A 21091-nucleotide genomic window follows, 5' to 3' on the forward strand; every position below is an offset into this window, starting at 1 on the left:
TACAATGCTGAAGATCGTGATTACAGACGCAGCGAAGGACGATTTGGATCGCCTTTACGACGTTGACGAAGACGCTGCGGCAGAGATCGAAACGGCACTTGACGAAATAGCACATGACCCCTTACTACTAGAGCGTCTTACCGAGAAGAAATTTAAGTCTATTGGTACCCCCGAGTTCGATGTTGATGTATTTGAAGAACTCTGGAAGCGAGGTCTAAACCTACTGAGGTTGAAGTTTTGGGACTGGCAAGGAAGTGTTGTTTCACATCGTGTCCTTTATGCCTATGCTCCCCGCACCGATATCTACTATGTACTTGCTGTAGTGGAGAGAAATTATGCATACGATACAAAACACCCAACCGTTCTTAGAGTCATTCGTCAATATGACGCCTTGGGGCTACATACCTATTAGTGCTAGCTCTTCGACGATGACTGCTTGCGTATATACGTTTGTCACAGTTGACATGCCGGCACCTCAAATTGTTGAGACGATTCATGGGATTGCAATTTCAGATTTGATAGCCGAGCGTGAAAAAGACCCTCGTAAAGCAGCGGCGCTCGCTCGAGCCCGCAGAAAAATTTCGGGAATGATTGCTAATGAAGGTAGCTCTATTGCCAGCCTGCGCCTATCTAAAGGGATGTCGCAGCAACAACTAGCCAATGCTATGGGCGTCAAGCAGCCATATATAGCCCGCATTGAGCGGGGCGAAGATGTGAAAATCTCGACCGTAACGGGCTTGGCTAGTGCGCTAGGGGAATCAACGGATGTCGTCTTCAGGGCAATGGAAAATATGCTAAAAACAAAGGAGCGCATTGAATGATTAAACTCAATTCTCCTTATATTCACGCTATTTTTTGCGATGATGTTAGAACAGAAATTGGTGGTAAGTTGAGTTTAATGGGTATTTATCAAGGCTCATTGCAGATTTCGGCAGCTGCGTTCCCTGTTGTGATACCAAAGATCTGTGCTGTTGTCGAAGCCCGCACTCCAGCCACATCCCCACTCGAAAAGCTCCATATCAAGGTCCTTCTGGATGAAACCATATTGGCAGAAGAAGACTTTTCCTCAGATCAACTCGCATCATTAAAGAGCGACGATACCAGTCAATACGCTACCGCTGGCATCATTTTCTCTATTCAGCCATTTGTAGTTTCAAAAAGTGGCATCCTTAGGGTTCGGGCGGAGACGGCGGACGGTGAAATTGGAGTTGGAGGAATAAAGGTGAACCTATCTTCGACGGAAAACCCGTTAATCGCAGTCGTTTAGGTGCATCTGCCTCCACCAAGATTCAAAAACAAAGCCCCAGGCACGAGTTTGAGGCTTTATTTTTGAATATTGCTTTTCGGGCGGAGGAAATTGAATCCTCGGACAGCACAAACGAGCGGCGAGTCGAGAATTCTGACGCATGCGCCGGGCCGGCGGAGCGACTTTGCGCTGGCAAGCGCAAAGGCTCTTCAATTTGCCACTTCAAGGAAAATCGCGTAGCGATTTTTTGCCGTTCGCCTCGCCTTCCCGTTCCATCTTGCGCCTACACCGCCAAACAATTGATAGCTCCCAAGCTGCATAAAGCCCATCCCTGCCACGATGCCTACTCGTCAACAATGGAGGCACCATGGCAGCAGATTTCTACCTGCAACTGGACGGCATCAAGGGCGAATCAGCCGATGCGAAACACCAAGGCTGGATCGAGTGCACGTCGGTTACTGGTCCATCACCCAGCCCAAGAGCGCCACGGCATCAACCGGCGGCGGTCACACCGCGGAGCGCGCTGAACTCAGTGAAATCACCGTCAGCAAGCTGGTCGACCTCGCATCGCCCGTTCTAGCGCAGACCTGCGCATGCGGCAAGACGATCCCGAAGGCCAGGCTGGAAATGATGCGCGCCGACGGCAATGGTGAGCCGATCAAGTATTTCGAGGTCGAACTTGAGAACGTGCTGATCGCACATATCGCCCCCGCTTTCGCGGGCGGGGACGTGGCCGGCGAAGGCCTGGGTCTGAAGTTTTCCAAAATCAAGTGGAAGTACACCCAGCAGAAGGTCGGCGGCGGCGCCAGCGGTAACACGACTGGAGGTTGGGACCTGGCAACGAACAGGATAGCGTGATGCGCGCGCCGCTTCTGCTCGGGCTTGCGCTGGCAGCTCCGTGCGCCGCACAGTCGCCCGCACTGGTACCGCAGATTACCGGCGAGGCCTTGGTCAAGCTCATGGGCAATGTGGATCCCGCAACCGTCTCCTGGTCGCCGGCCAGTCCTTTCCGCACTCGCGCGATCGCGGCTGAATACCTCGACATGTCGAACGGCGAGTTCGTTCGCGGCTTCATCCAGGGCGTGCACGACGCGACTGAGGGGAAAGCGTGGTGCCCAAGCGCACAGGTCCGGCCGCTGCCACATGAGATGGCTGCAGACGCCCGCAGTGCACTGCAGCGGCTGCCGGCCGCACAGCTCAAGCGCAGCGCCGCAGAGCTCATCACGGAGACCTGGCGGGCAACCTGGCCCTGCCCGACGGGCGCACGGAGAACAGGATGAAAGTCCCCTACGCCAGCATCAGGATGCACTTTCCGGATACGGTCAACGTGAGCCGCGATGAGCTCTACCATTGGATCGGGTATCCGGAGAACATTAGCGATCCAAACTTCTACAATACGTGCGCGATCCGCATGAGCCTGGCCCTGCTGGGCGCCGGCTATCCGAACCCGGGCAACTGGCCGATCAAGGCCGGCAAGTACAAGGGCCGCAGCATCGAAACGCAGCAGCGCCGCCTCAGCGCCTGGCTGACGCGCAATATTGGCCAACCGGAAAAGTTCCAGCGCGGCCTGGATGCGGAACGCGCGATCGGCGAGCGCCGCGGCATCGTGTCGTTCTTCAGCATATACGGCGGTGCCGAACGGCAGGGTCACATTGCCATCGTGTCTCGGGATCGGTGGGGACAGTACCTGCGCTGCGGGAACGAACTCGACGGAACCGAAAGCGGCTGTTACTGGTCCTCGCGAGAAGTATGGTTCTGGCCGCTCAGTTAGCGAGGCAAGTACGCAATTGCGCATAGCCTTTCTGTCACACCTATTTCTGAGCGTGTGAAAATTGGAGAGTCTTCCGCCAATTTCGCACGATATGATTTTCGGGCGAAACGGCACGCCGAGATGCCGCTCTTGTCCGAGGCAAAAATGGGATCGACCGAAGACCCGCTCGTTTATTTGTTCCGTAGCAGCGCAGTAGCCGACCGCCAGATCGACGAGCTGATCGGGATCGTCAAAGGCGTCATGGCCGATGGCATCGTGACGCAAGACGAGGTCAATTTTTTGGTGTCGTGGATGAACGCCAACCGCCATGCCGCCAACCTATGGCCGGCGAAGGCACTTTATCCACGCCTAGCCGAGATCGCAGCAAAAGGCTCGATGAGCTTGGCCGAAGAAGGCGAGCTTCTCGACATGCTCATGAAAACGGTCGGCGGCAATACCGCCCCGCAAAACGGCCTGCACAATAACAGCACCGCACTACCGCTTACTCAGCCGGCGCATCCGATCACATTCGAAGGTCGCGTCTTCTGTTTCACGGGCGCCTTCCATGCCGGCACGCGCGCATGGTGTTCCGAGCAGATCGAACAACGCGGCGGCGTAGCGGCCAATACGATCACGAAGAAGCTTAACTACCTGGTGATCGGTGATATCGGCAACGAGAATTGGGCGCATTCCACACACGGACGCAAGATCGAAAAGGCGATCGAATACAACAACGATGGCTGCGGCATCCATATCGTCTCCGAAGAGCATTGGTACAACCATCTGTGACATCGCGTCCAGGCTGCTTACTATCGCGCTGATCCTGCGACAATGCGTCTCCCAGGATCAGCACATGCCGCCCATCACCGATCCCCCTGCCTCACCGCCCCCAACCCCTCCATCGATTTGTTGACGGTCTTCGGCCTGCCGAAATACGTCACGCTCCCCATTCCCTGCCCCTGCACGTCGAGCCGGTTGCGGGCCGTCACGCGCGCATTTCCCACACCGCGCAGCACGAGGTCGACGTCGTTGGCGACCAGGTCTTTCGTATCGACCTCGCCCGCCCCCTCCGCCTGGATCTTGAAGGTCTTCACTTCTCCACCGACACGCAGCTCGCCCGCCCCGCGGAAGTTGACCTCGAGACGCTCGCCCTGCATGTGATTCAGCCGGATCTCGCCCGCGCCTTCGGAACTGAACGCGCGCAGCTGCGGCACGGTGACGACGATATGCTGGTCGCCGCGCAGCGTGCCGTAGTTCTTGTCGCGCATGCGCACGACCAGCTGGCCGTTGACGACCTCGGTCACGACGTCCTTCACGAACTTGTCGCTGCCGCGCACCAGCAGCGACTGGCCCTTGCCGCCTTCCACGATGACATTGAACGGGCCCTGCACGCTGATCGACGTGAACGGCGGCACGTTGCGGGGCTGGTCGGCGGCATGGGCGCTGGCGAAGCAAGCAAAGGACATGGCGAGAGCAAGGGCGATCCGGGACATGGCGTTTCCTGTTCGTTAAGTTGGATTCATTGTAGAGAATGAATTCCTTGACGAACACGATTTTGTGACGGAACGCGGGAACCGCGCCCTGGACGGCAATCACAGGCTCTTGGCGATGGCGCAGCGCAGGAGTTCGTTCATCCCGGGCCGGCGCATCTTGCGCAGGATGCGGGCCCGGTGGACGGCCACGCCGGCCGGACACATGTTCAGCTGTGCCGCGATGCTGCGCATGTCGAGGCCGACCGCCAGCATCTTCGCGACGTGCGATTCCGTCTTGCTCAAGGCGGCCTGTTCGACATCCCGCGCACGAAGACACATGTGGATCGCCAGTTCCTCGCCCATCGATGCGCCGATATACGCTTGTCCCCGCGCCACCGTGGCGATCGCGACGCCCAGTTCCTCGACGTCCGCCCCGTTCGAGAGGAATCCGGACGCACCGAAGCGCAGCGCCTCGGCCGCGAACTCCACGTGCGAATCGTAGCTGTGGACCAGCAGCCGGCTCGCCGGCCGTGTTTGGCGCAACTGGTTCAAGGTGCGCAATCCGATGCTCTGCAACAGCCCGAGCGGGGTCAGGACCACCTCGTGCGGGATGGCCGTGAACGCACGGAACAGTTGCAGCTCGTCGACGGCCTCGGCGGCGATGGTGACGGCGGCGTCGTTCGCCAGCACGGACCGGAACCCGAGCCGCAACAGGCTGTTCGGCTCGGCGAGCAGCACGCCAACCATGGTGCCTCCTGGTCCGGATGGATGTAGGGATCCATGATAGCCGGGCCAAGTCGGCAATTACTTTTTGAATGCTTGATGCCGATCAACCAATCGCTTGAGCGAACCAGTTGTGTTTGGGTGTAACGCGTTCAAGAGGTCGGTCCCGGATCCGTCCCCTCCGCCACCATCAGTTCCTTCAGCATGGAATCGTTGAACGCCGCCAGGTCGTCCGGCGTGCGGCTGGTGACGAGCCGCGCGTCGATGACGACCGGGTCGTCCGTCCACTCGGCCCCGGCGGCCTGCAATTCCTCCTTGGCGTCGGGTGCGCTGGTGACGTGCTTGGCCGATGCGATGCCCGCGTCGATCAGGGACAGCGGGCCGTGGCAGATCGCGGCCACCATCTTGGCGTCGATGTCGAAGCCGCGGATGAAGTCGATGGCCGCGGGGCTGGCGCGCAGGTGGCGCGGATTCTCCGCGCCGCCCGGCAGCACCAGCGCGTCGAAGTCGTCGGGATTGGCGCCGCCCACATCCAGTTCGACGCGGAAGCGTTCGCCCGGCTGGTCGTGGTCGACGCCCTGGATGTCCTCGCCGGCGGCCTTGGGCGCCACCAGCACGACCGTCGCGCCCTGCCCTTCCAGGAAGGAGCGCGGGCTCGTGTACTCGATCTGTTCCACGCCGTCCGCCATCAGCATGGCGATGCGCTTGCCCTGAAGGGGCCTGCCAGTTTGTTGCTGCTCCATACCGCCTCCTACCGTCGATTGATCGCGAATGGGTTCATTCTAGGCACGGGGCGGCCGATGCGTCGCACGGCGCGACGCAGCGGGGAACCCGGAGCTCAATGCCTGGTCTGCGACTGGAGCTCGGACAGGATGGCCTGGTTGAAGGCGGGAATGTCGTCCGGCTTGCGGCTGGTGACGAGCTTGCCGTCGACGACGACCTGCTCGTCGGTCCACTGGGCGCCGGCGTTCTGCAGGTCGAGCTGCAGCGTCGGCCAGCTGGTGACCCGCTTGCCGTCGACCAGGTCGGCGTCGATCAGCGTCCACGGACCGTGGCAGATGGCGGCGATGGGCTTGTCCTCGCGGCCGAATTCGCGGATGAAGGTGATGGCCTCCATCGACAGGCGCAGCTGGTCCGGGTTGGCCACGCCGCCCGGCAGCACGAGGGCGTCGAAGTCGGCCGGACGGGCGTCGCGCACGTCCAGTTCGACCTTGAATTTCTGGTCCGGGGTCAGGTGGTCGAAGCCCTGGATCTCGTCGCCGGTGGGTTTCGGCGAGACCAGCGTGACTTGCGCGCCCTGCTGTTCGAGGAAGCTGCGCGGGCCCGTGTATTCGACCTGTTCGACCCCGTCGGTCATGAGGATGGCGACGCGCTTGCCCTTCAGGGCCTGGGTGTTGGTGTTTGCCATGGAATGCTCCTTTTAGCGTTGGTGAATGAGCTAGATGGAAAGGAGATTCTAGTTTTTGAACGGCATGCGCGGCGCGCGGAACGCATATGCACGTTCCACGCCTCGCGAGAACTCGGCAGTAAATCAGCCCACGATCAGGCTGAAAACGCTTGCCACACCATCCAGACGTTAGCGGAGGAAATGACGACGAACAAGAACCAGGCCAGCGCCGACGTCCACCAGGCGTTGACGAACTGGCCCATCAGGTCGCGCCGTCCCGTCAGGCGGATCAGCGGGTACATGGCGAACGGCAGCTGCATGCTCAGCACGACCTGGCTGGCGACCAGCATCTTGCCGATCGCATGGTCGCCCAGCGTCAGCACACCGACCATGGCCGGGGCCAGCGCCAGGCCGCGCGTGATCAGGCGCCGCTGCCAGCACGGGATCTTGAGCTTGAGAAAACCTTCCATGATCACCTGGCCGGCGATGGTGCCCGTAAACGTCGAGCTCTGGCCGGAAGCCAGCAGCGCCAGGCCGAACAGGAAGGCGGCCAGCGCCGTGCCGGCCACCGGGGCCAGCAGTTCGTAGGCCTGGTCGATCTCCATCACGTTGCCGCCGCCCGGCTTGTAGAACGCGGCCGCGGCCAGCACGAGGATCGCGCCGTTGATGAACAGGGCGATGCCCAGCGAGACGATGGTGTCGATGCGCGACATGCCGATCGCTTCCTTCAGGCGCATGGCCTGGCCGCCGACGGCGCCCAGGCGCACCACGCGCGTCTGCACGACGGAGGAATGCAGGTACAGGTTATGCGGCATCACGGTGGCGCCCAGGATGCCGATGGCGAGGTACAGCGCATCGCGGTCGGCCAGCTTCTGCAGCGAGGGCACCAGGCCCGCCATGACGGCGTGCACGTCCGGCTCCACCAGCACCAGCTCGGCGAACAGGCAGACGCCGATGGTGGCGATGAGGCCCAGCACGATCGCCTCCAGCTGGCGGAAGCCCTTGCCCTTCAAACCGAGCACGATCAGCGTGTCGAGCGCCGTCAGCGCCACCCCGACGGGCAGCGACACGCCCAGCAGCAAGTGGAAGGCGAGCGCGCAGCCCAGCACCTCGGCCAGGTCGCAGGCGATGATCGACAGTTCCGCGAACACCCACAAGCCCTTCGCCGCCGCCGGCGAATACTGTTCGCGGCAGTGCACGGCGAGATCCTTGCCAGTGACGATGCCCAGGCGCGCGCACAGGCATTGCAGGACGATGGCCGCCAGGCTGGACAGCACGACGACGAACAGCAGGTTGTAGCCGAACTGGGAGCCGCCCTGGATGGCCGTGGCCCAGTTGCCCGGGTCCATGTAGCCGACCGACACGAGCAGGCCGGGACCCGCATAGCGGACGACCTTCTTCCAGAAAGGGTAGTGCTCGGGGACGGTGACGGTGCCGGACACTTCGGATGGACAGAACGGGGCGGTGGCGGTGGTGGGTAACTTGAACATGGAGACTCTGCGCTAGATGAATCGATTCTATCGCAAAGCCCCGGTTCGTTTGCCGCCAGAAAGGTGGGTAACGCGGCAGGAAACGCCGTCGGACGCGTGGACGGCCGAGCCGTCCACCCTACCGTAGGGTGGACGGGTTCCCCGTCCACGCGTTCAACCGCCCAGCACGTGCAAACGCGCCCGCAAGCGCCGGATCTCGTCCCCCATGTCGACCACCAGGGCCGCCAGGTCTTCGTTGGCATCGAAATCGCGCTCCACGCGCAGCAGGCGCCGGGCCCTGGCCAGGTCGCCGCTGCGAAAGCGCCAGCCCGTCACCTGCACCGTGCTGACGAAGGCTTCGCCGCTGCCCAGCACGCCGGCCTGCACGTGCCGCACCACCCAGTCCGGCTCCACGTTGCAGGCCCGCGCCAGCTCGTCGAGGGTCAGCGCCGCGTCGTCCAGCAGCACGCCGGAAAGGCTCATGTTCGCTTGCATCGTTTACGCTCCTACTCGTTCACGGGGATTGAAGGCCATCTCGCGCGCCATCTGCTCGTACAGGGCGCGCGCCTTGTCGCTGTCCGCGGGCGGCAGCACGACGTCCAGGATCAGGTACAGGTCGCCCGGCGTGGCCGCCGGGATGCCGCGCCCCTTCAGGCGCAGCTTGCGGCCCGACTGCGATCCCTTCGGCACCGTCACCTCGACCGTGCCCGACGGCGTCGGCACCGGGACCGACGCGCCCAGCGCCGCTTCCCAGGGCGTCACCGGCACGTTCTGGTACACGTGGGTGCCCTCGACGCGGTAGCGCGCGTCCGGGTTGAGCTGGATCTCCAGGTACAGGTCGCCGTTGGCACCGCCGCCGAAGCCCGGATGGCCCTGGCCGGACAGGCGCAGCTGCTGGCCCGGCGTGACGCCTTTCGGGATGTTCACGCTGAGGGTCTTTTCCTGCATCGTCGTGTGGCCCTGCTCGTCGTGCTGGGGCACGCGCAGGCCGATCGTGCGCGTCGCGCCCTGATAGGCGTCGCGCAGGTCGATGGCGATCGATGCGTGGATGTCCTCGCCCGGCATGCGGAACGAGCCGCCGCCGAAGCCGCCGGCTCCGCCCCCGCCCCCGCCGGCGCGCGAACGCCGGCCCACATGGGCGAACAGGTCGTTGAAGAAATCGTCGGCGCCGGCGCCGTTGAAGTCGAACTGCGTGCCCCAGTCCGGCGGCGGCTGGAACCCGCCCTGCCCGCCCGGCCCGCCTCGCGGCATGTTGCCCAGCTCGTCGTAGGCGGCGCGCTTCTCGGTGTCGCCCAGCACGTCGTAGGCCTCGTTGATTTCCTTGGTCTTCGCGTCCGCGTCCTTGTGCGTGCTGACGTCGGGGTGGTACTGGCGCACCAGCTTGCGGTACGCCTTCTTGATGTCGGCCGAGGACGCGGTCTTGTCGACACCGAGTACTTGGTAGTAATCCTTGTATTCCACGAGCTTGCTCCTGGATTGCGATTGTTGCGATTGAGTGAATGGTAATGCCTGCCCCAGCCGTGCATGCGCACGCCTGCAGGCCGCCTGCCTATCATGTATGGCCGGTAATTAACATTTCAATCAGCTACGACACAATTACCCGGATCGGATGGCGGCAGGCGCATCGGCTTACCGGACTTGTCCAACAATCAGTAAAATCACGGGTTTCGCCTACCGCCCGCACCATGACGTCCACTGTATCCGCCCAGCATCAAGTCCACCCCGTCCGCGCCGAGATCGCTACCCTGTGGCGCCTGTCGTGGCCGATGCTGGTCGGCCAGCTCGCCACCGTCGGCATGGGCGTGGCGGACGTCGCCATGACGGGCCACGTCAGCGCCGCCGAGCTGGCCGCCGTGTCGCTCGGCACCTCGGTGTGGTCGATCGTCCTTGTCACCGTGATGGGCGTCATGATGGCCGTGAACTCGGTGGTGGCGCACGAGATGGGCGCCGGCCGCTTCGACCGCATCTCGCACGCCGTGCGCGAATCGCTGTGGATGGGCGCCATCGTCGGCATCGCCGGCTGCCTGGCGGCGAATGCCTGCGCCCTGCTGTTCGACCACATCGGCCTGGCGCCGGACGTCGCCGACCGCGCCAAGACTTTTCTGCACATCATCAGCCTCGGCATGCCGGCCTTCGCCTGCTACCGCGCGCTGTACGGCTACACGACCAGCATCAACCAGACCAAGCCGATCATGGTCATCGCCATCCTCGGCCTGCTGTACAACGTACTCATGAACTGGCTGCTCGTGTTCGGCAAGTTCGGCTTCCCGCAACTGGGCGCGCTCGGCTGCGCCGTCTCGACGGCCAGCGGCGTGTGGCTGATGCTGGCGGCAATGGTCGCCTGGATCAAGGTGTCGGCCGCCTACCGCATGACCTATCCGTTCACGCACTGGGAAGGCCCGAACTGGGCCGAGATCGGCGCCATGCTGCGCCTGGGCCTGCCGATCGGCGTCACCCATTTCGCCGAGGTCAGCGCCTTCGGCATCGTCAGCCTGCTGGTGGCGAGGTTCGGCGTGGTGGAAGTGTCGGCGCACCAGATCGCGCTGAACTTCGTCTCGCTCGTGTTCATGGTGCCGCTCAGCTTCGGCATCGGCGCCCTGACCCGCGTGGGCCAGGCGATGGGCGAAGGCAATCCGGTGCGCGCCCGCTTCGTCGCCTGGACCGGCACCGGCATGTGCATCGCCTTCGGCGTGCTGTCCGCCCTGTTCATCCTCGTGTTCCGCTGGCAGATCGTCGCCATGTACACGTCCGACCCCGGCGTGCAGGCCACCTGCGCGATGCTGCTGCTGTTCGCCGCGCTGTTCCAGCTCTCGGACTCGACGCAGGTGGCGGCCGCCTCCGCCATGCGCGGCTACCAGGTGACGCGCGCGCCGATGATCATCCAGATGATCGCGTTCTGGGGCGTGGCGCTGCCGGTCGGCTGGATCCTCGGCCTGGCGCCGGGCTGGTTCCCGTGGTCGCTGGCCCAGCCGATGGCGGCGACGGGATTCTGGATCGGTCTCGTGCTGGGACTGACGGTGGCGGCGCTGTTGCTGTCGTGGTCGCTGCACAATCTGTCGAAGCTGCGGGTACGCGAGGCACAGGCCGTGTGAGCGCACCGTCAGGGCGCCCCGGGGCGGCGGCGATCGACATCGTTGCCGTAAAGATGCCATAATCGCAAAATTATGTTTCTTTCGATTATGAAAGCCAGCCCCGCCCTCTACGGCTACCTCTGGTGCGCCGTCGCTTCGCTGTTCAGCGCCACCGCGACCTTCCTGCTCAAGAAATCGTCCGGCTACGCCAGCTTCGCCGAGATCGCCAAGCTCGGCTGGCTGGCCGGCGCCGCCGGCAGCTACGTGCTGGGCTTCTTCTGCTACGGCCAGGCGCTCAGCCGCCTGGAAATGACCCTCGCCTACCCCATCATGACGGCATTCACCATCGTGACGGTGGCGGTGTTCGGCATGCAGTTCCTTGGCGAGGCCGTATCGCCGGCCAAGGCCGCGGGGATGTGCATGCTGTGCATCGCCTGCTGGCTGATGACCAAGTAAGCGATGGCCGAATAACCCGCCCTGCGTCGCGCGCACGGCGCACGCCGCTCGGTCCGCAACTCAGTCCGCAACGCAATCGAGCGTGACGGTGAACGCGCTGCCGGCCCCGGGGCCGTCGCTGCGGGCGCCGACCTGTCCGCCATGCAGCGTGACGATGGTCTTCACCAGCGCCAGGCCGATACCCAGCCCGCCCTGGGCCCGGTCCGGCGAGCGCTCCGCCTGGGTGAACAGGTCGAACACATGGGGCAGCAAGGCCGCATCGATGCCCAGGCCATTGTCGCGCACGCGGATCGACAGCGTCGTCCCCTGGCGCGCGACCGACAGGTCGATGCTGCCGCCGGGCGGCGTGTATTTGGCGGCATTGTTCAACAGATTGACGAGCGCCTGCACCAGGCGGTTGGCGTCGCCGACGATCCTGGCGCCGCCGGCATCGCCGTCGACGGACAACAGGTGCCGGCGGGCCTCGACCAGCGGCCTGGCCTGCTCGACGGCGCCGGCGACGATCGTCATCGGGTCGAGCACCGTGCTGTCGAGCTGGATCAGGCCGCGCGTGACGCGCGACACGTCCAGCAAGTCGTCGACGAGCGAGGTCATGTGCCGCACCTGGCGACCGATGACTTCGCTCGCACGGCGTACCCGTTCCTCGCCAGCGGTGCCGAGCCTGAGCATGTCCGCCGCCGCCGCGATCGGCGCCAGCGGGTTGCGCAGTTCGTGCGCCAGCATCGCCAGGAACTCGTCCTTGCGCCGGTCCTGCTCCTGCAGCGAGCCGTACAGGCGCGCGTTCTCGAAGCCGTTGGCCGCGATCGAGGCCAGTTGCATGAGGATGGCTTCGTCCTCTTCCGTGAACTCGCCGGCGCGCTTGTCCGACGCCTGGATCAGGCCGATATTCCTGCCCTTCCGGTCGATCAGCGGCACGGCGAGCCAGCCGCGCATCGGCGGGTGGCCATGCGCATGCTTGCCGAAGCCCCGCCAGGCGGGATGCGCCTCCAGCTCGGCCTGGGTCAGGCGCAGCGGCTGGTTGGTGCGGCATACCTCTGCATAGATGCCGCTGCCGTCGGTACCCGCATCGTAGCGGCGGAATGCCGCATACTTGTCCGACAGCGACACGGCATTGATCGCCTGGGTCCAATTGTCGTCCGACGTCAGCGACACGACGGCCTGGTGCACGTCGAGGATGTCGCGGACCTCCTCGACTAGCGCCTCGGCGATCTCCTTGCTCGACAAGGCCGTATGCAGGGTGCGCGACGCCTGCGCGACCTTGGCCAGCAGCGCCGCATTGCGCCGCTCGCGGTCCAGCCGCCGGGCCAGGCCGGCCTGCTCCATCACGGTCTCGTGGATATCGGTATTGGCGCCGATCCATTCGCGCACGGCGCCGTCGGCATCGACGATCGGCACGCCCTTGACGGCGACCCAGCGCCAGCTGCCGTCCGGACGGCGGATGCGGTAGCTGGTCTCGAACGTGGCGCGGTCCGCCACGCGGGCCAGCCAGGTGGCGTGGGTCCGTTCGCGGTCTTCCGGGTGCAGGGCATCGATCCAGCCATGGTCCCGGTACTGTTCGAACGTCTGCCCCGTGTAGGCGCGCCAGGACGGCGAATCCTCGAGCACGCGGCCGTCGGCGGCCGTCGTCCACACCATCTTCGACGTCGCCATCACGAGCGAGCGGAAGCGCTCTTCGCGCAGGCGCAGGGCGGCTTCGGCTTCCATGCGTTCGGTGATGTCCTCGTGCATGAGCATCACTTCGAGGATGTTGCCAGCGCCATCCTTGAGCGCATGGGCGCGCGCCGTCACCCAGCGCGCCGGTCCCTGCCCGCCCAGCGCGGCCACGTCGTAGCGCATCGCCGGAATCTCGACGGACTCCCCGGCGCAGGGGCGCTCCAGGTAAGCCGCGATGCCGTTCGCGATGAGCTGGGGATCGCGCAGGACGTTGTAGTGCGCGCTGAAGACGTGGGCCTTCAGCGCCGAGCCTTCATGGATCTGCCACAGCTTTTCCCAGGCCTTGTTGACGCGCAGCGTGCGCCCGTCGGGAGCCAGGATCTGGATGCTGAACGGCGCCTGCTCGAAGAGTTCGCTGAAACGCTTCTCCGGGCCGGCGCTGCTTGCTGGGTTGGCGGGCGGGAACGGGGAATCGGGGGGCATGGGTGCGCAAGTCGACGATGGGGCCGGAATGATGTCACAGTTTCACGGTTCGTGCCCGCGTACTGTCACGTCGCGCGCGTGCCGCGCCGGCGCCTCGTATTTACAGCTTTTCCCGGATGAGTCTGGTATCGTCTCGCCCGTTGCACATAATTAATTTATCACCCGAGACCATCCAATGCGCCTTCTCTTCTGCCTCCTCGCCGCCTTTCTCGCGGCCGCTCCCGCATCCGCGGAGCGCCTGACGCTGGACCGCATCCACGCCGACCCGGCGTTGTCCGGTCCTGGCGTGCGTGCCCTGCGCGTGTCGCCCGACGGCGAGCGCGTGACCTTCCTGCGCGGCCGTCCCGACAACCAGTTCCAGCTGGACCTGTGGGAATACAATATGAAGGACAAGACCACGCACCGCCTGGTCGACTCCAAGAAGCTCGTTCCCAACGAAAACCTGTCGCTGGAAGAGAAGGCGCGCCGCGAGCGCATGCGCACGGCCAGCCTGTCGGGCATCCTGAGCTACAGCTGGTCGCCGGACGGCAAGCAGCTGCTGGTGCCGATCGCGGGCGACCTGTACCTGGTCGACGCGGCGCATCCGGAGGCGGCGCGCAAGGTGGCCTCGGGCAACGTCATCGATCCGAAGATCTCGCCGAAGGGCCGCTACGTCTCCTTCGTGCGCGACCAGAACCTCTACGTGATCGACCTGTCGACGGGCCAGGAACGCCAGCTGACGACGGACGGCAAGGACACCATCCACAACGGCGAGGCCGAGTTCGTCGCGCAGGAAGAGATGGACCAGAAGACCGGCTACTACTGGGCGCCGGACGATTCCGCCATCGCCTACCGCCGCTATGACGAAGCGCCGGTGCCGGTGGCGCGCCGCTTCGAGATCTTTGCCGACCGCACCGAGGTCATCGACCAGCGCTACCCGGCCGCCGGCGACCCGAACGTGATCATCGACCTGATGGTCGTGAACCCGGCCACGGGCGCGCAGAAGAAGGTCGACCTGGGCAGCGAGAAGGACATCTACCTGGTGCGCGCCGACTGGAGCGCGGACAGCAAGACCCTCGTGTACCAGCGCCAGTCGCGCGACCAGAAGCGCCTGGACCTCGTCGCCGTCGACGCCGCCACGCTGGCCCAGCGCCCGCTGCTGACGGAAACCTCGACCACCTGGGTCGCCATCCACGACGACCTGCGCTTCCTGTCGAAGAAGAAGGCATTCATCTGGGCGTCCGAGCGCAGCGGCCGCAACCACCTGTACCTGTATGACCTGAACGGCAAGCTGCTGCATCCGATCTCGAGCGGCGAATGGGGCGTGGACAACGTGCTGGCCGTCGACGAGGACGCGGGCAAGGTCTATATCGCCTCGAACAAGGATGCGCTGACCGACAAGCAGACCTATGCGCTGAACCTGGACGGCAGCAATGCCGCCAAGCCGGTGCGCATCACCAGGACCGACGGCTGGCACGACGACACCTTCGCCAAGAACGGCAAGATCTTCGTCGACACCTTCTCCGATCCGAAGACCCCGGCCCAGGTATCGATCCGCCGCGCCGACGGCAGCATGGTCGAGTGGCTCGAGCGGAACGAAGTCAAGGGCGACCACCCGTTCGCGAAGTACATGCCGGACCTGCTGCCGACCGAGTTCGGCACGATCAAGTCCAAGGACGGCCAGGACATGGTCTACGCGATGATCAAGCCGGCCGACTTCAACCCCGCCAAGCGCTACCCCGTGTTCCTGACCGTCTACGGCGGCCCGCACTCGCAGCAGGTCACGCGCGGCTGGGGCAATATGTTCAAGCAGTACATGGCGCAGCAGGGCTTCGTGGTGTTCACGCTGGACAACCGCGGCTCCTCGCGCCGCGAGCGCAAGTTCACCGACGTCATCTACGGCGAACTGGGCAAGCATGAAGTCGAAGACCAGGTCACGGGCATCGACTGGCTGGCCAAGCAGAGCTTCGTGGACAGCAAGCGCATCGGCGTGTTCGGCTGGAGCTACGGCGGCTTCATGACGCTGCGCCTGCTGGCCGCGGCATCGGACAAGATCGCGGCGGGCGTGTCGGTGGCGCCGGTGACCGACTGGTCGCTGTACGACACCCACTATACGGAACAGTTCATGGGTTCCACGCCGAAGAGCAATCCGCAAGCCTACCAGCAGAGCGGCGTGTTCGCCCACCTGGACGGCCTGAAGTCCAAGCTGCTGCTGGTACACGGCATGGCCGACGACAACGTGCTGTTCACCAACACCACGCGCATGATCGACGCGCTCGTGAACCGCAACGTCCAGTTCGAGCTGATGACCTATCCGGGCGCCAAGCACGGCATTTCCTCGCGTGCCGGCCAGCGCCACGTGTACGGCATGATCGAGGCCTTCATGAAGAAGAACCTGATGCCGGAACAGAAGTGATCGGGTGATGCCAATGAAAAGGCCGCCGGTGTCCGCACCGGCGGCCTTTCTCGTAGGGTGGACGGCTTCGCCGTCCACGCGTTCAACTCGATGCGAACAGTCAGGTCGTTCAAACGGAGGCTGGACGCGTAGGCGGGGAACCCGCCTACCCTACCGTAACGCGGCTTGCCGCGTTACTTGGTCGCGTCGTGGATCTTTTCCTTCAGGTCGCCCAGCTTTTCCTGGGTCTTGCCTTCGACCTGGTTCTTCAGGCCCTTGGCCTGCTGTTCTTCGCTGCCCACCAGCTTGCCAGCCTCTTCCTGGATCTTGCCGCCGATGTCTTGCAGTTTGCCGTTGATCTGGTCCTTGTTCATGGTGTTCTCCTTTGTGTAATGCATGCGCCGTGTGGCGATGTCTGGATGCCATCTTATCCAGCGCCGCGATACTGCTCAGTTAGCGCACGCACACAGTTCACCCGCGCGACCGCGTACAGCCCTGGCTGATAACATTTTTTCACCAAAACAAGGAGAGCGCCACGCCATGCATGACGAGAAATCCACTTATCCGCCCTCGCCGCCCAAGGCCAAGCCGACGCCGTCGCAACGGCGGCTCATGCGCCGCCACGCCCTGATCGACGGCATGGCCGTGCTGTTCCTCGCGCTGGCGGCCGCCGTCGTCATCGCCGCCGATGCGCTGATGCTCCTGTTCGCCTGCATCCTGTTCGCCATCCTGCTGTACAAGCTCAGCGCCATACTGCAGCGCCGCTTCGGCTGGAACCGCAAGCTGGCGCTGGTGGCCGTCGTGCTGGCCCTTGCCGCCATCATCGGCCTGGGCGGGTGGGCGATGGCGCCGCAGATCTCGGAACAGTCCTCGGAACTGGCCAAGCAGATCCCGGCCTCGATCGAGCGCCTGCAGCAGGAAGTGCAGCGCCACCCGCTGCTGAGAAAAATCGCCAGCGAACTGCCCGATCCCAAGCAGATGACGCAGCAGATGAGCCAGATGGTGCCGAACGCGGGCCTGTTCTTCGGCGGCGTGCTGGGGGCGATCGGCAACGTCGTCATCATCGTCTTCGTCGGCATCTATTTCGCGTTCTCGCCCGGCGTCTACAAGAAGGGCTTTGTCCGCCTCGTGCCGCCCGCCAAACGCGAGCGCGCGACGCAGGTGCTGGACACGCTGGGCGACAACCTGGCGCGCTGGCTGGTCGGCAAGACGATCTCGATGGTCATCGTGGGCGTGGCCACGGCGGCCGGGCTGACGATGCTGGGCGTGCCGCTGGGCCTGATCCTGGGCATCATCGCCGGCCTGCTCGACTTCATTCCCTATGTCGGTCCCATCATCGCGGGCGTGCCGGCCGTGCTGATCGCCCTGTCGATGGGGCCGGACATGGCGCTGTACGTGATCCTGCTGTTCCTCGCCGTGCAGACGCTCGAAGGCTATATCCTGCAGCCGCTGGTGGAGGCGCGGGCCGTCGAGATCCCGCCGGCGCTGACCATCGTCATGCAGCTGGTCTTCGGCATGCTGCTGGGCTTCGCCGGCGTGGCGCTGGCGACGCCGCTGACGGCCGTGCTGATGGTGCTGGTGAACATGCTGTACGTGGAAGACATCCTCGGCGACAGACAGAAGGAGGATTCGTAGGGTGGACGGCTCCGCCGTCCACGCGTTCACGCGGCAGCGGCATAGCGATATGCCTGCGCTGGTTGAACGCGTGGTCGGCCCAGCCGACCACCCTACCGGGCCCGGTCCCGCATCATGGAAATAGAAAACGGCCGCACGAAGCGGCCGTTCGATCTACGCGACGCCGGAGCGTCCGTGATGACCAGGGATCAGCGATTGCCCTTGTCGATGGCGTCCTTCAGGTCGCCGACCTTTTCCTGGGTCTTGCCTTCGACCTGCTTGGACAGGCCCTTGGCTTGCTGCTCGCTGCTGCCGACCAGCTTGCCGGCTTCTTCCTGGATCTTGCCGCCGATGTCTTTTGCTTTACCTTTGATTTGATCGTCGTTCATGATGAACTCCTTTCTTTCGTCAGTGAAGTGCTGCTTCCGTGTTGAAGCGGCATGGGTTCATATTAGGACAATGACGACTATCATTCTGTACGCAACTTAACAAACCCGCCACATTTCCTTGTAACAAGGTAGCCACATTGTCTAGGTCTTGCGCCAGACGCTGGCCAGCCAGGGCTGCTGCTCGCGCGGCAATCCCTCGGGGCGGTAGTAGTGGTGCAGCGCCCGGAAGCCGGCTGCGACGAGATGGCTCTCCCAGGCCGGATAGTCGTGGAAGCTGCCCCAGCGCGGGCCGTTCCATCCCTCCTCGTTGTTGCCGCGCGGGTTCGAACTGAACAGCACGCCACCCGGCTTCAGCGCCGCGTGCAGTTCGCCCAGCACCTTCGGCAGCAGGGCGCGCGGCACGTGGAACAGCGAGGCGTTCGCATAGATGCCGTCGAACGTTTCCCTGGGCAGCCGCAGTTCCAGGAAGTTCTGGTGCCAGACCTCGCAATGGCTGTAGTCCCGCGCCATGGCCACGAACCTGGCGCTGCCGTCCAGGCCGATGGCGTGGTGGCCGAGCTCGGCAAAGGTGCGCAGGTCGCGTCCCGGCCCGCAGCCGAAGTCGAGGATGGTGCACGGCGCCGGGGCCTCGATCGCATCGAGCAAGGCATCGATGTTCTGGCTGACGTCGTGGTCGATGGTGCCGAAGAAGAAGCGGCGCGCGACGCGGTCGTAGTGGTGCAGCGTGCGCCGCGCGATGTCGTGGAAGTCCTCGTTCATGTGCGCAAAATGAAAGTGGATGACGGAACCATGCTAGTCCCGTCACCCACCCGTTTGCCGCACGTTACCGCGCGGATATGACGCTCGCCCTTACCAGACGCGCACGCGCTGTTCCGGCGCCAGGTACAGCTTCTGGCCCGGCTGCACGTCGAACGCCTTGTACCAGGCGTCGATATTGCGCACGGTGGCGGCGCGGTACTGCGGCGGCGCGTGGCCGTCGGTCAGGATGCCGCGGCGTTCGGCCGCTTCGCGCGCCTTGTTGCGCCAGCTGTTGGCGAAGCCCGTGAAGAACTGGCGGTCGCCCTCCTCGCCGCCGGCCTTGCCGCCATTGTCCTTGTAGGCATCGTAGGCGGCCGACAGGCCGGCCAGGTCGGCCAGGTTTTCCGACAGCGTCAGCTGGCCGTTGACGGCCAGGTCCGGGAACGGTTTATAGCTGTTGTACTGGGCGACCAGCTTTTGCGAGGCGGCCTGGAAGTGCTCCAGGTCGGCCTTGGTCCACCAGTCGCGCAGGCGGCCCTGGGCATCGAACTGGGCGCCCTGGTCGTCGAAGCTGTGGCTGATCTCGTGGCCGATGATGGCGCCGATCGCGCCATAGTTCGACGCATCGGACGCCTTCGGGTCGAAGAACGGCGGCTGCAGGATGGCGGCCGGGAAGTTGAGCGCGTTCTGCAGCGGCAAGTTGACGGCGTTGACGAGCTGCGGCGGCATCGACCAGGCCTTGCGGTCCGGCTTGCGGTGCAGCTGGGCGATCTCTTCCGCGTAGTGGAATTCCTCGGAGCGCACGGCGTTGCCGAAGGCGTCGCCGGCAACCACCTTCAGACCCTCGTAGGATTTCCATTTGTCCGGGTAGCCCACGCCCACGTACAGGGTCTTGAGCTTCTGCTGGGCCTGGGCGCGGGTTTCCGGCGCCATCCAGTCCAGTTTCTCGATGCGCTTGCCGAAGGCGGCGACGATATTGGCCACCATCGCCTGCAGGCGCGCCTTGTTCTCGGCCGGGAAGTACTTGGCGACGTACAGCTTGCCGACCGCCTCGTCCATCGCCTCGTTGGTGGCGCCCAGCGCGCGCTTCCAGCGCAGCGACTGCTGCGGCGTGCCCGTCAGGGCCTTGCCGTAGAACTCGAAGCGCTGGTCGACGAAGGCCTTGGGCAGCACGCCGGCCATCTGGTTGATGCGATGGAAGGCGAGATAATCCTTCCAGGTGGCCAGGTCGATCTTCTCGACGAGGGCCGCTTCGCCGGTGACGGCGCCAGGGTGCCAGACGATGAACTTGTCCTGGTCCGACAGGCGGGTGGCCTTGAAGAAGGCATCCCAGTCCATGCCCGGGGCCTTGGCCTGGAAGTCCTTGCGGCTCCAGGTGTTGTCGGCCTTGAGCACGTCGGCCGACTCGGCGCGGGTGGCGTGGACGTTGGCGATGTCCACTTCGAGCGCGAACACCTTGGCAGCGCGCGCCTCGGCGTCGGCATCGGCGTAGCCGGCCAGCTTCAGCATGGCGGCGATGTGTTTTTGATACTGGGTGCGCAAGCCCGCCATGCGTTCGCTGGCATCCAGGTAATAGGCGCGGTCGGGCATGCCCAGGCCGCCCTGCAGCAGGTAGGGGCGATTACGGTCGGGCTCGTGGAGGCCGGGCGACACCCACAGGCCGAACAGGTTCTCGGTGGCGAAATCGGTATTGTTGAGCGGGTCGACGTCGGCGCGGAGCGAGGCGCCCAGCGCGCCGGCCAGCGCGGTCTTGTCCTTGATGGCGGCGATCTTGTCCAGCAACGGCTTGAGGGGCGCGGCGCCCTTCTTCTCGATGGCGGCCTCGTCCATGTAGGCGCCGTAGTAGTCCGCGACCTTGCGCGCCTCGCCCTTGGCGCGCTTGTCGGCGCCCGTGTCCTCGATCAGCTTGACGATGCGCTGGTTGGTATTCTCCGCCAGGCTCGCCATTTCGCCCCAGCTGCTGCGGTCGGCCGGGATCTCCGTCCTGGCCAGCCATTCGCCGTTGGCCCAGGCAAAGAAATCGTCGCCCGGGCGCGGCGCGGCCGTGGCAGGCTGGGCGGCCGGCGCGGCGGTGGTGGCTTGCGCCGCCGGCGCGGTCTGCGCCGTCGCCTGCCCGCCGGCGAACGCGGGCGTCGTGGCGAACGTGGCGGAACACAGGCCCAGGACGATGGCGGTCTTGATCGGCGTCCAGCTGGTCTTCATTGGTTTCCTTCGGTGATGAATGGGATCGCGCCATTGTAACGGGGCGCAAGAACGCTTGCCACGC

Annotated in this window: 22 protein-coding genes and 1 pseudogene; 11 read left to right on the forward strand and 12 right to left on the reverse strand. The window is 64.4% G+C overall.

Translation table 11 applies throughout. The features are described from left to right. Positions 1–4: 4 nt before the first annotated feature. The 7 genes and pseudogenes from QPK32_RS05500 (at position 5) to QPK32_RS05530 (ending at position 3785) form a co-directional block, all read left to right on the forward strand. Positions 5–412, forward strand: coding sequence for a type II toxin-antitoxin system RelE/ParE family toxin (locus QPK32_RS05500; protein ID WP_290411759.1), 408 nt, complete (start codon positions 5–7; stop codon positions 410–412). A 52-nt stretch (positions 413–464) separates the two neighbouring features. Then, a complete protein-coding gene (locus QPK32_RS05505; protein ID WP_290411760.1) occupies positions 465–821 on the forward strand; it encodes a helix-turn-helix domain-containing protein in 357 nt (118 codons plus the stop codon). Then, the gene (locus QPK32_RS05510; RefSeq protein WP_290411761.1) at positions 818–1267 is read left to right on the forward strand and encodes a hypothetical protein; all 450 of its coding nucleotides are present in this window, start codon (positions 818–820) and stop codon (positions 1265–1267) included. The genes QPK32_RS05505 and QPK32_RS05510 overlap by 4 nt, the downstream gene beginning before the upstream one ends. Positions 1268–1613: 346 nt before the next feature. Beyond that, positions 1614–2104 (forward strand): annotated as a pseudogene (locus QPK32_RS05515) (Hcp family type VI secretion system effector). Further along, positions 2104–2526 carry a Rap1a/Tai family immunity protein gene (locus QPK32_RS05520; protein ID WP_290411762.1) on the forward strand — a complete coding sequence of 141 codons (423 nt, stop codon included), beginning with the start codon at positions 2104–2106 and terminating at the stop codon, positions 2524–2526. Before QPK32_RS05515 ends, QPK32_RS05520 begins: the two are co-directional and overlap by 1 nt. Next, the gene (locus QPK32_RS05525) at positions 2523–3017 is read left to right on the forward strand and encodes a T6SS effector amidase Tae4 family protein (RefSeq protein WP_290411763.1); all 495 of its coding nucleotides are present in this window, start codon (positions 2523–2525) and stop codon (positions 3015–3017) included. Before QPK32_RS05520 ends, QPK32_RS05525 begins: the two co-directional genes overlap by 4 nt. A 144-nt stretch (positions 3018–3161) precedes the next feature. Then, positions 3162–3785 (forward strand): BRCT domain-containing protein, encoded by a 624-nt coding sequence (locus QPK32_RS05530; protein ID WP_290411764.1) that lies wholly within the window; start codon positions 3162–3164, stop codon positions 3783–3785. Positions 3786–3859: 74 nt separating this feature from the next. Here the strand turns inward: QPK32_RS05530 and QPK32_RS05535 are convergent, their stop codons facing one another. From QPK32_RS05535 to QPK32_RS05565, 7 genes are all read right to left on the reverse strand, one after another. After that, the gene (locus QPK32_RS05535; protein WP_290411765.1) at positions 3860–4489 is read right to left on the reverse strand and encodes a head GIN domain-containing protein; all 630 of its coding nucleotides are present in this window, start codon (positions 4487–4489) and stop codon (positions 3860–3862) included. 99 nt (positions 4490–4588) lie between these two features. Continuing rightward, complete coding sequence (locus tag QPK32_RS05540; RefSeq protein ID WP_290411766.1) at positions 4589–5215, reverse strand: response regulator transcription factor; 627 nt, start codon at positions 5213–5215, stop codon at positions 4589–4591. A 128-nt stretch (positions 5216–5343) separates the two neighbouring features. Next, positions 5344–5934 (reverse strand): DJ-1/PfpI/YhbO family deglycase/protease, encoded by a 591-nt coding sequence (locus tag QPK32_RS05545; RefSeq protein WP_290411767.1) that lies wholly within the window; start codon positions 5932–5934, stop codon positions 5344–5346. 95 nt (positions 5935–6029) lie between these two features. Beyond that, positions 6030–6599, reverse strand: a complete 570-nt coding sequence (locus QPK32_RS05550) for a type 1 glutamine amidotransferase domain-containing protein (protein WP_290411768.1) — start codon at positions 6597–6599, stop codon at positions 6030–6032. A gap of 134 nt (positions 6600–6733) precedes the next feature. After that, positions 6734–8068, reverse strand: coding sequence for an Nramp family divalent metal transporter (locus tag QPK32_RS05555; protein ID WP_290411769.1), 1335 nt, complete (start codon positions 8066–8068; stop codon positions 6734–6736). Between the two features lie 153 nt (positions 8069–8221). Continuing rightward, entirely contained in the window at positions 8222–8542 is a 321-nt protein-coding gene (locus QPK32_RS05560) for a chaperone modulator CbpM (protein WP_290411770.1), read from the reverse strand. A gap of 3 nt (positions 8543–8545) precedes the next feature. Continuing rightward, positions 8546–9508 (reverse strand): DnaJ C-terminal domain-containing protein, encoded by a 963-nt coding sequence (locus tag QPK32_RS05565; RefSeq protein ID WP_290411771.1) that lies wholly within the window; start codon positions 9506–9508, stop codon positions 8546–8548. Positions 9509–9732: 224 nt separating this feature from the next. On the opposite strand from QPK32_RS05565, the gene QPK32_RS05570 reads away from it, so the two are divergent. Both QPK32_RS05570 and QPK32_RS05575 read left to right on the forward strand, forming a co-directional pair. Further along, on the forward strand, positions 9733–11139 hold the full coding sequence (locus QPK32_RS05570) for an MATE family efflux transporter (protein WP_290411772.1): 1407 nt from the start codon (positions 9733–9735) through the stop codon (positions 11137–11139). Between the two features lie 72 nt (positions 11140–11211). Continuing rightward, positions 11212–11574: a multidrug efflux SMR transporter gene (locus tag QPK32_RS05575; RefSeq protein ID WP_290411773.1), complete on the forward strand. Its 363-nt coding sequence runs from the start codon at positions 11212–11214 to the stop codon at positions 11572–11574. 60 nt (positions 11575–11634) lie between these two features. Here the strand turns inward: QPK32_RS05575 and QPK32_RS05580 are convergent, their stop codons facing one another. Next, entirely contained in the window at positions 11635–13710 is a 2076-nt protein-coding gene (locus tag QPK32_RS05580; protein WP_290411774.1) for a PAS domain S-box protein, read from the reverse strand. A gap of 175 nt (positions 13711–13885) precedes the next feature. Between QPK32_RS05580 and QPK32_RS05585 the strand changes: the two genes are divergently transcribed. Further along, a complete protein-coding gene (locus tag QPK32_RS05585) occupies positions 13886–16105 on the forward strand; it encodes a S9 family peptidase (RefSeq protein WP_290411775.1) in 2220 nt (739 codons plus the stop codon). 173 nt (positions 16106–16278) lie between these two features. On the opposite strand, the gene QPK32_RS05590 is transcribed toward QPK32_RS05585, so the two are convergent. Beyond that, on the reverse strand, positions 16279–16458 hold the full coding sequence (locus QPK32_RS05590) for a CsbD family protein (protein ID WP_290411776.1): 180 nt from the start codon (positions 16456–16458) through the stop codon (positions 16279–16281). Between the two features lie 166 nt (positions 16459–16624). On the opposite strand from QPK32_RS05590, the gene QPK32_RS05595 reads away from it, so the two are divergent. Then, positions 16625–17719, forward strand: coding sequence for an AI-2E family transporter (locus tag QPK32_RS05595; protein ID WP_290411777.1), 1095 nt, complete (start codon positions 16625–16627; stop codon positions 17717–17719). Positions 17720–17907: 188 nt separating this feature from the next. Here the strand turns inward: QPK32_RS05595 and QPK32_RS05600 are convergent, their stop codons facing one another. The 3 genes from QPK32_RS05600 to QPK32_RS05610 all read right to left on the reverse strand — a co-directional run bounded on the left by QPK32_RS05600 (position 17908) and on the right by QPK32_RS05610 (position 21027). Continuing rightward, a complete protein-coding gene (locus QPK32_RS05600) occupies positions 17908–18087 on the reverse strand; it encodes a CsbD family protein (protein ID WP_290411778.1) in 180 nt (59 codons plus the stop codon). A gap of 141 nt (positions 18088–18228) precedes the next feature. Next, a complete protein-coding gene (locus QPK32_RS05605) occupies positions 18229–18846 on the reverse strand; it encodes a bifunctional 2-polyprenyl-6-hydroxyphenol methylase/3-demethylubiquinol 3-O-methyltransferase UbiG (protein WP_290411779.1) in 618 nt (205 codons plus the stop codon). A 90-nt stretch (positions 18847–18936) separates the two neighbouring features. Next, positions 18937–21027: a M13 family metallopeptidase gene (locus tag QPK32_RS05610; RefSeq protein WP_290411780.1), complete on the reverse strand. Its 2091-nt coding sequence runs from the start codon at positions 21025–21027 to the stop codon at positions 18937–18939. Between the last annotated feature and the right edge of the window lie 64 nt (positions 21028–21091).

The organism is Massilia sp. YIM B02763 (assembly GCF_030412015.1).
Classification (GTDB): Bacteria; Pseudomonadota; Gammaproteobacteria; order Burkholderiales; family Burkholderiaceae_D; genus Telluria.

Coding starts and splice junctions, on each gene's coding strand:
- QPK32_RS05500 (WP_290411759.1), top strand. CDS start 5: ATGCTGAAGATCGTGATTACAGACGCAGCGAAGGACGATTTGGATCGC.
- QPK32_RS05505 (WP_290411760.1), top strand. CDS start 465: ATGCCGGCACCTCAAATTGTTGAGACGATTCATGGGATTGCAATTTCA.
- QPK32_RS05510 (WP_290411761.1), top strand. CDS start 818: ATGATTAAACTCAATTCTCCTTATATTCACGCTATTTTTTGCGATGAT.
- QPK32_RS05520 (WP_290411762.1), top strand. CDS start 2,104: ATGCGCGCGCCGCTTCTGCTCGGGCTTGCGCTGGCAGCTCCGTGCGCC.
- QPK32_RS05525 (WP_290411763.1), top strand. CDS start 2,523: ATGAAAGTCCCCTACGCCAGCATCAGGATGCACTTTCCGGATACGGTC.
- QPK32_RS05530 (WP_290411764.1), top strand. CDS start 3,162: ATGGGATCGACCGAAGACCCGCTCGTTTATTTGTTCCGTAGCAGCGCA.
- QPK32_RS05535 (WP_290411765.1), bottom strand. CDS start 4,489: ATGTCCCGGATCGCCCTTGCTCTCGCCATGTCCTTTGCTTGCTTCGCC.
- QPK32_RS05540 (WP_290411766.1), bottom strand. CDS start 5,215: ATGGTTGGCGTGCTGCTCGCCGAGCCGAACAGCCTGTTGCGGCTCGGG.
- QPK32_RS05545 (WP_290411767.1), bottom strand. CDS start 5,934: ATGGAGCAGCAACAAACTGGCAGGCCCCTTCAGGGCAAGCGCATCGCC.
- QPK32_RS05550 (WP_290411768.1), bottom strand. CDS start 6,599: ATGGCAAACACCAACACCCAGGCCCTGAAGGGCAAGCGCGTCGCCATC.
- QPK32_RS05555 (WP_290411769.1), bottom strand. CDS start 8,068: ATGTTCAAGTTACCCACCACCGCCACCGCCCCGTTCTGTCCATCCGAA.
- QPK32_RS05560 (WP_290411770.1), bottom strand. CDS start 8,542: ATGCAAGCGAACATGAGCCTTTCCGGCGTGCTGCTGGACGACGCGGCG.
- QPK32_RS05570 (WP_290411772.1), top strand. CDS start 9,733: ATGACGTCCACTGTATCCGCCCAGCATCAAGTCCACCCCGTCCGCGCC.
- QPK32_RS05575 (WP_290411773.1), top strand. CDS start 11,212: ATGTTTCTTTCGATTATGAAAGCCAGCCCCGCCCTCTACGGCTACCTC.
- QPK32_RS05580 (WP_290411774.1), bottom strand. CDS start 13,710: ATGCCCCCCGATTCCCCGTTCCCGCCCGCCAACCCAGCAAGCAGCGCC.
- QPK32_RS05585 (WP_290411775.1), top strand. CDS start 13,886: ATGCGCCTTCTCTTCTGCCTCCTCGCCGCCTTTCTCGCGGCCGCTCCC.
- QPK32_RS05590 (WP_290411776.1), bottom strand. CDS start 16,458: ATGAACAAGGACCAGATCAACGGCAAACTGCAAGACATCGGCGGCAAG.
- QPK32_RS05595 (WP_290411777.1), top strand. CDS start 16,625: ATGCATGACGAGAAATCCACTTATCCGCCCTCGCCGCCCAAGGCCAAG.
- QPK32_RS05600 (WP_290411778.1), bottom strand. CDS start 18,087: ATGAACGACGATCAAATCAAAGGTAAAGCAAAAGACATCGGCGGCAAG.
- QPK32_RS05605 (WP_290411779.1), bottom strand. CDS start 18,846: ATGAACGAGGACTTCCACGACATCGCGCGGCGCACGCTGCACCACTAC.
- QPK32_RS05610 (WP_290411780.1), bottom strand. CDS start 21,027: ATGAAGACCAGCTGGACGCCGATCAAGACCGCCATCGTCCTGGGCCTG.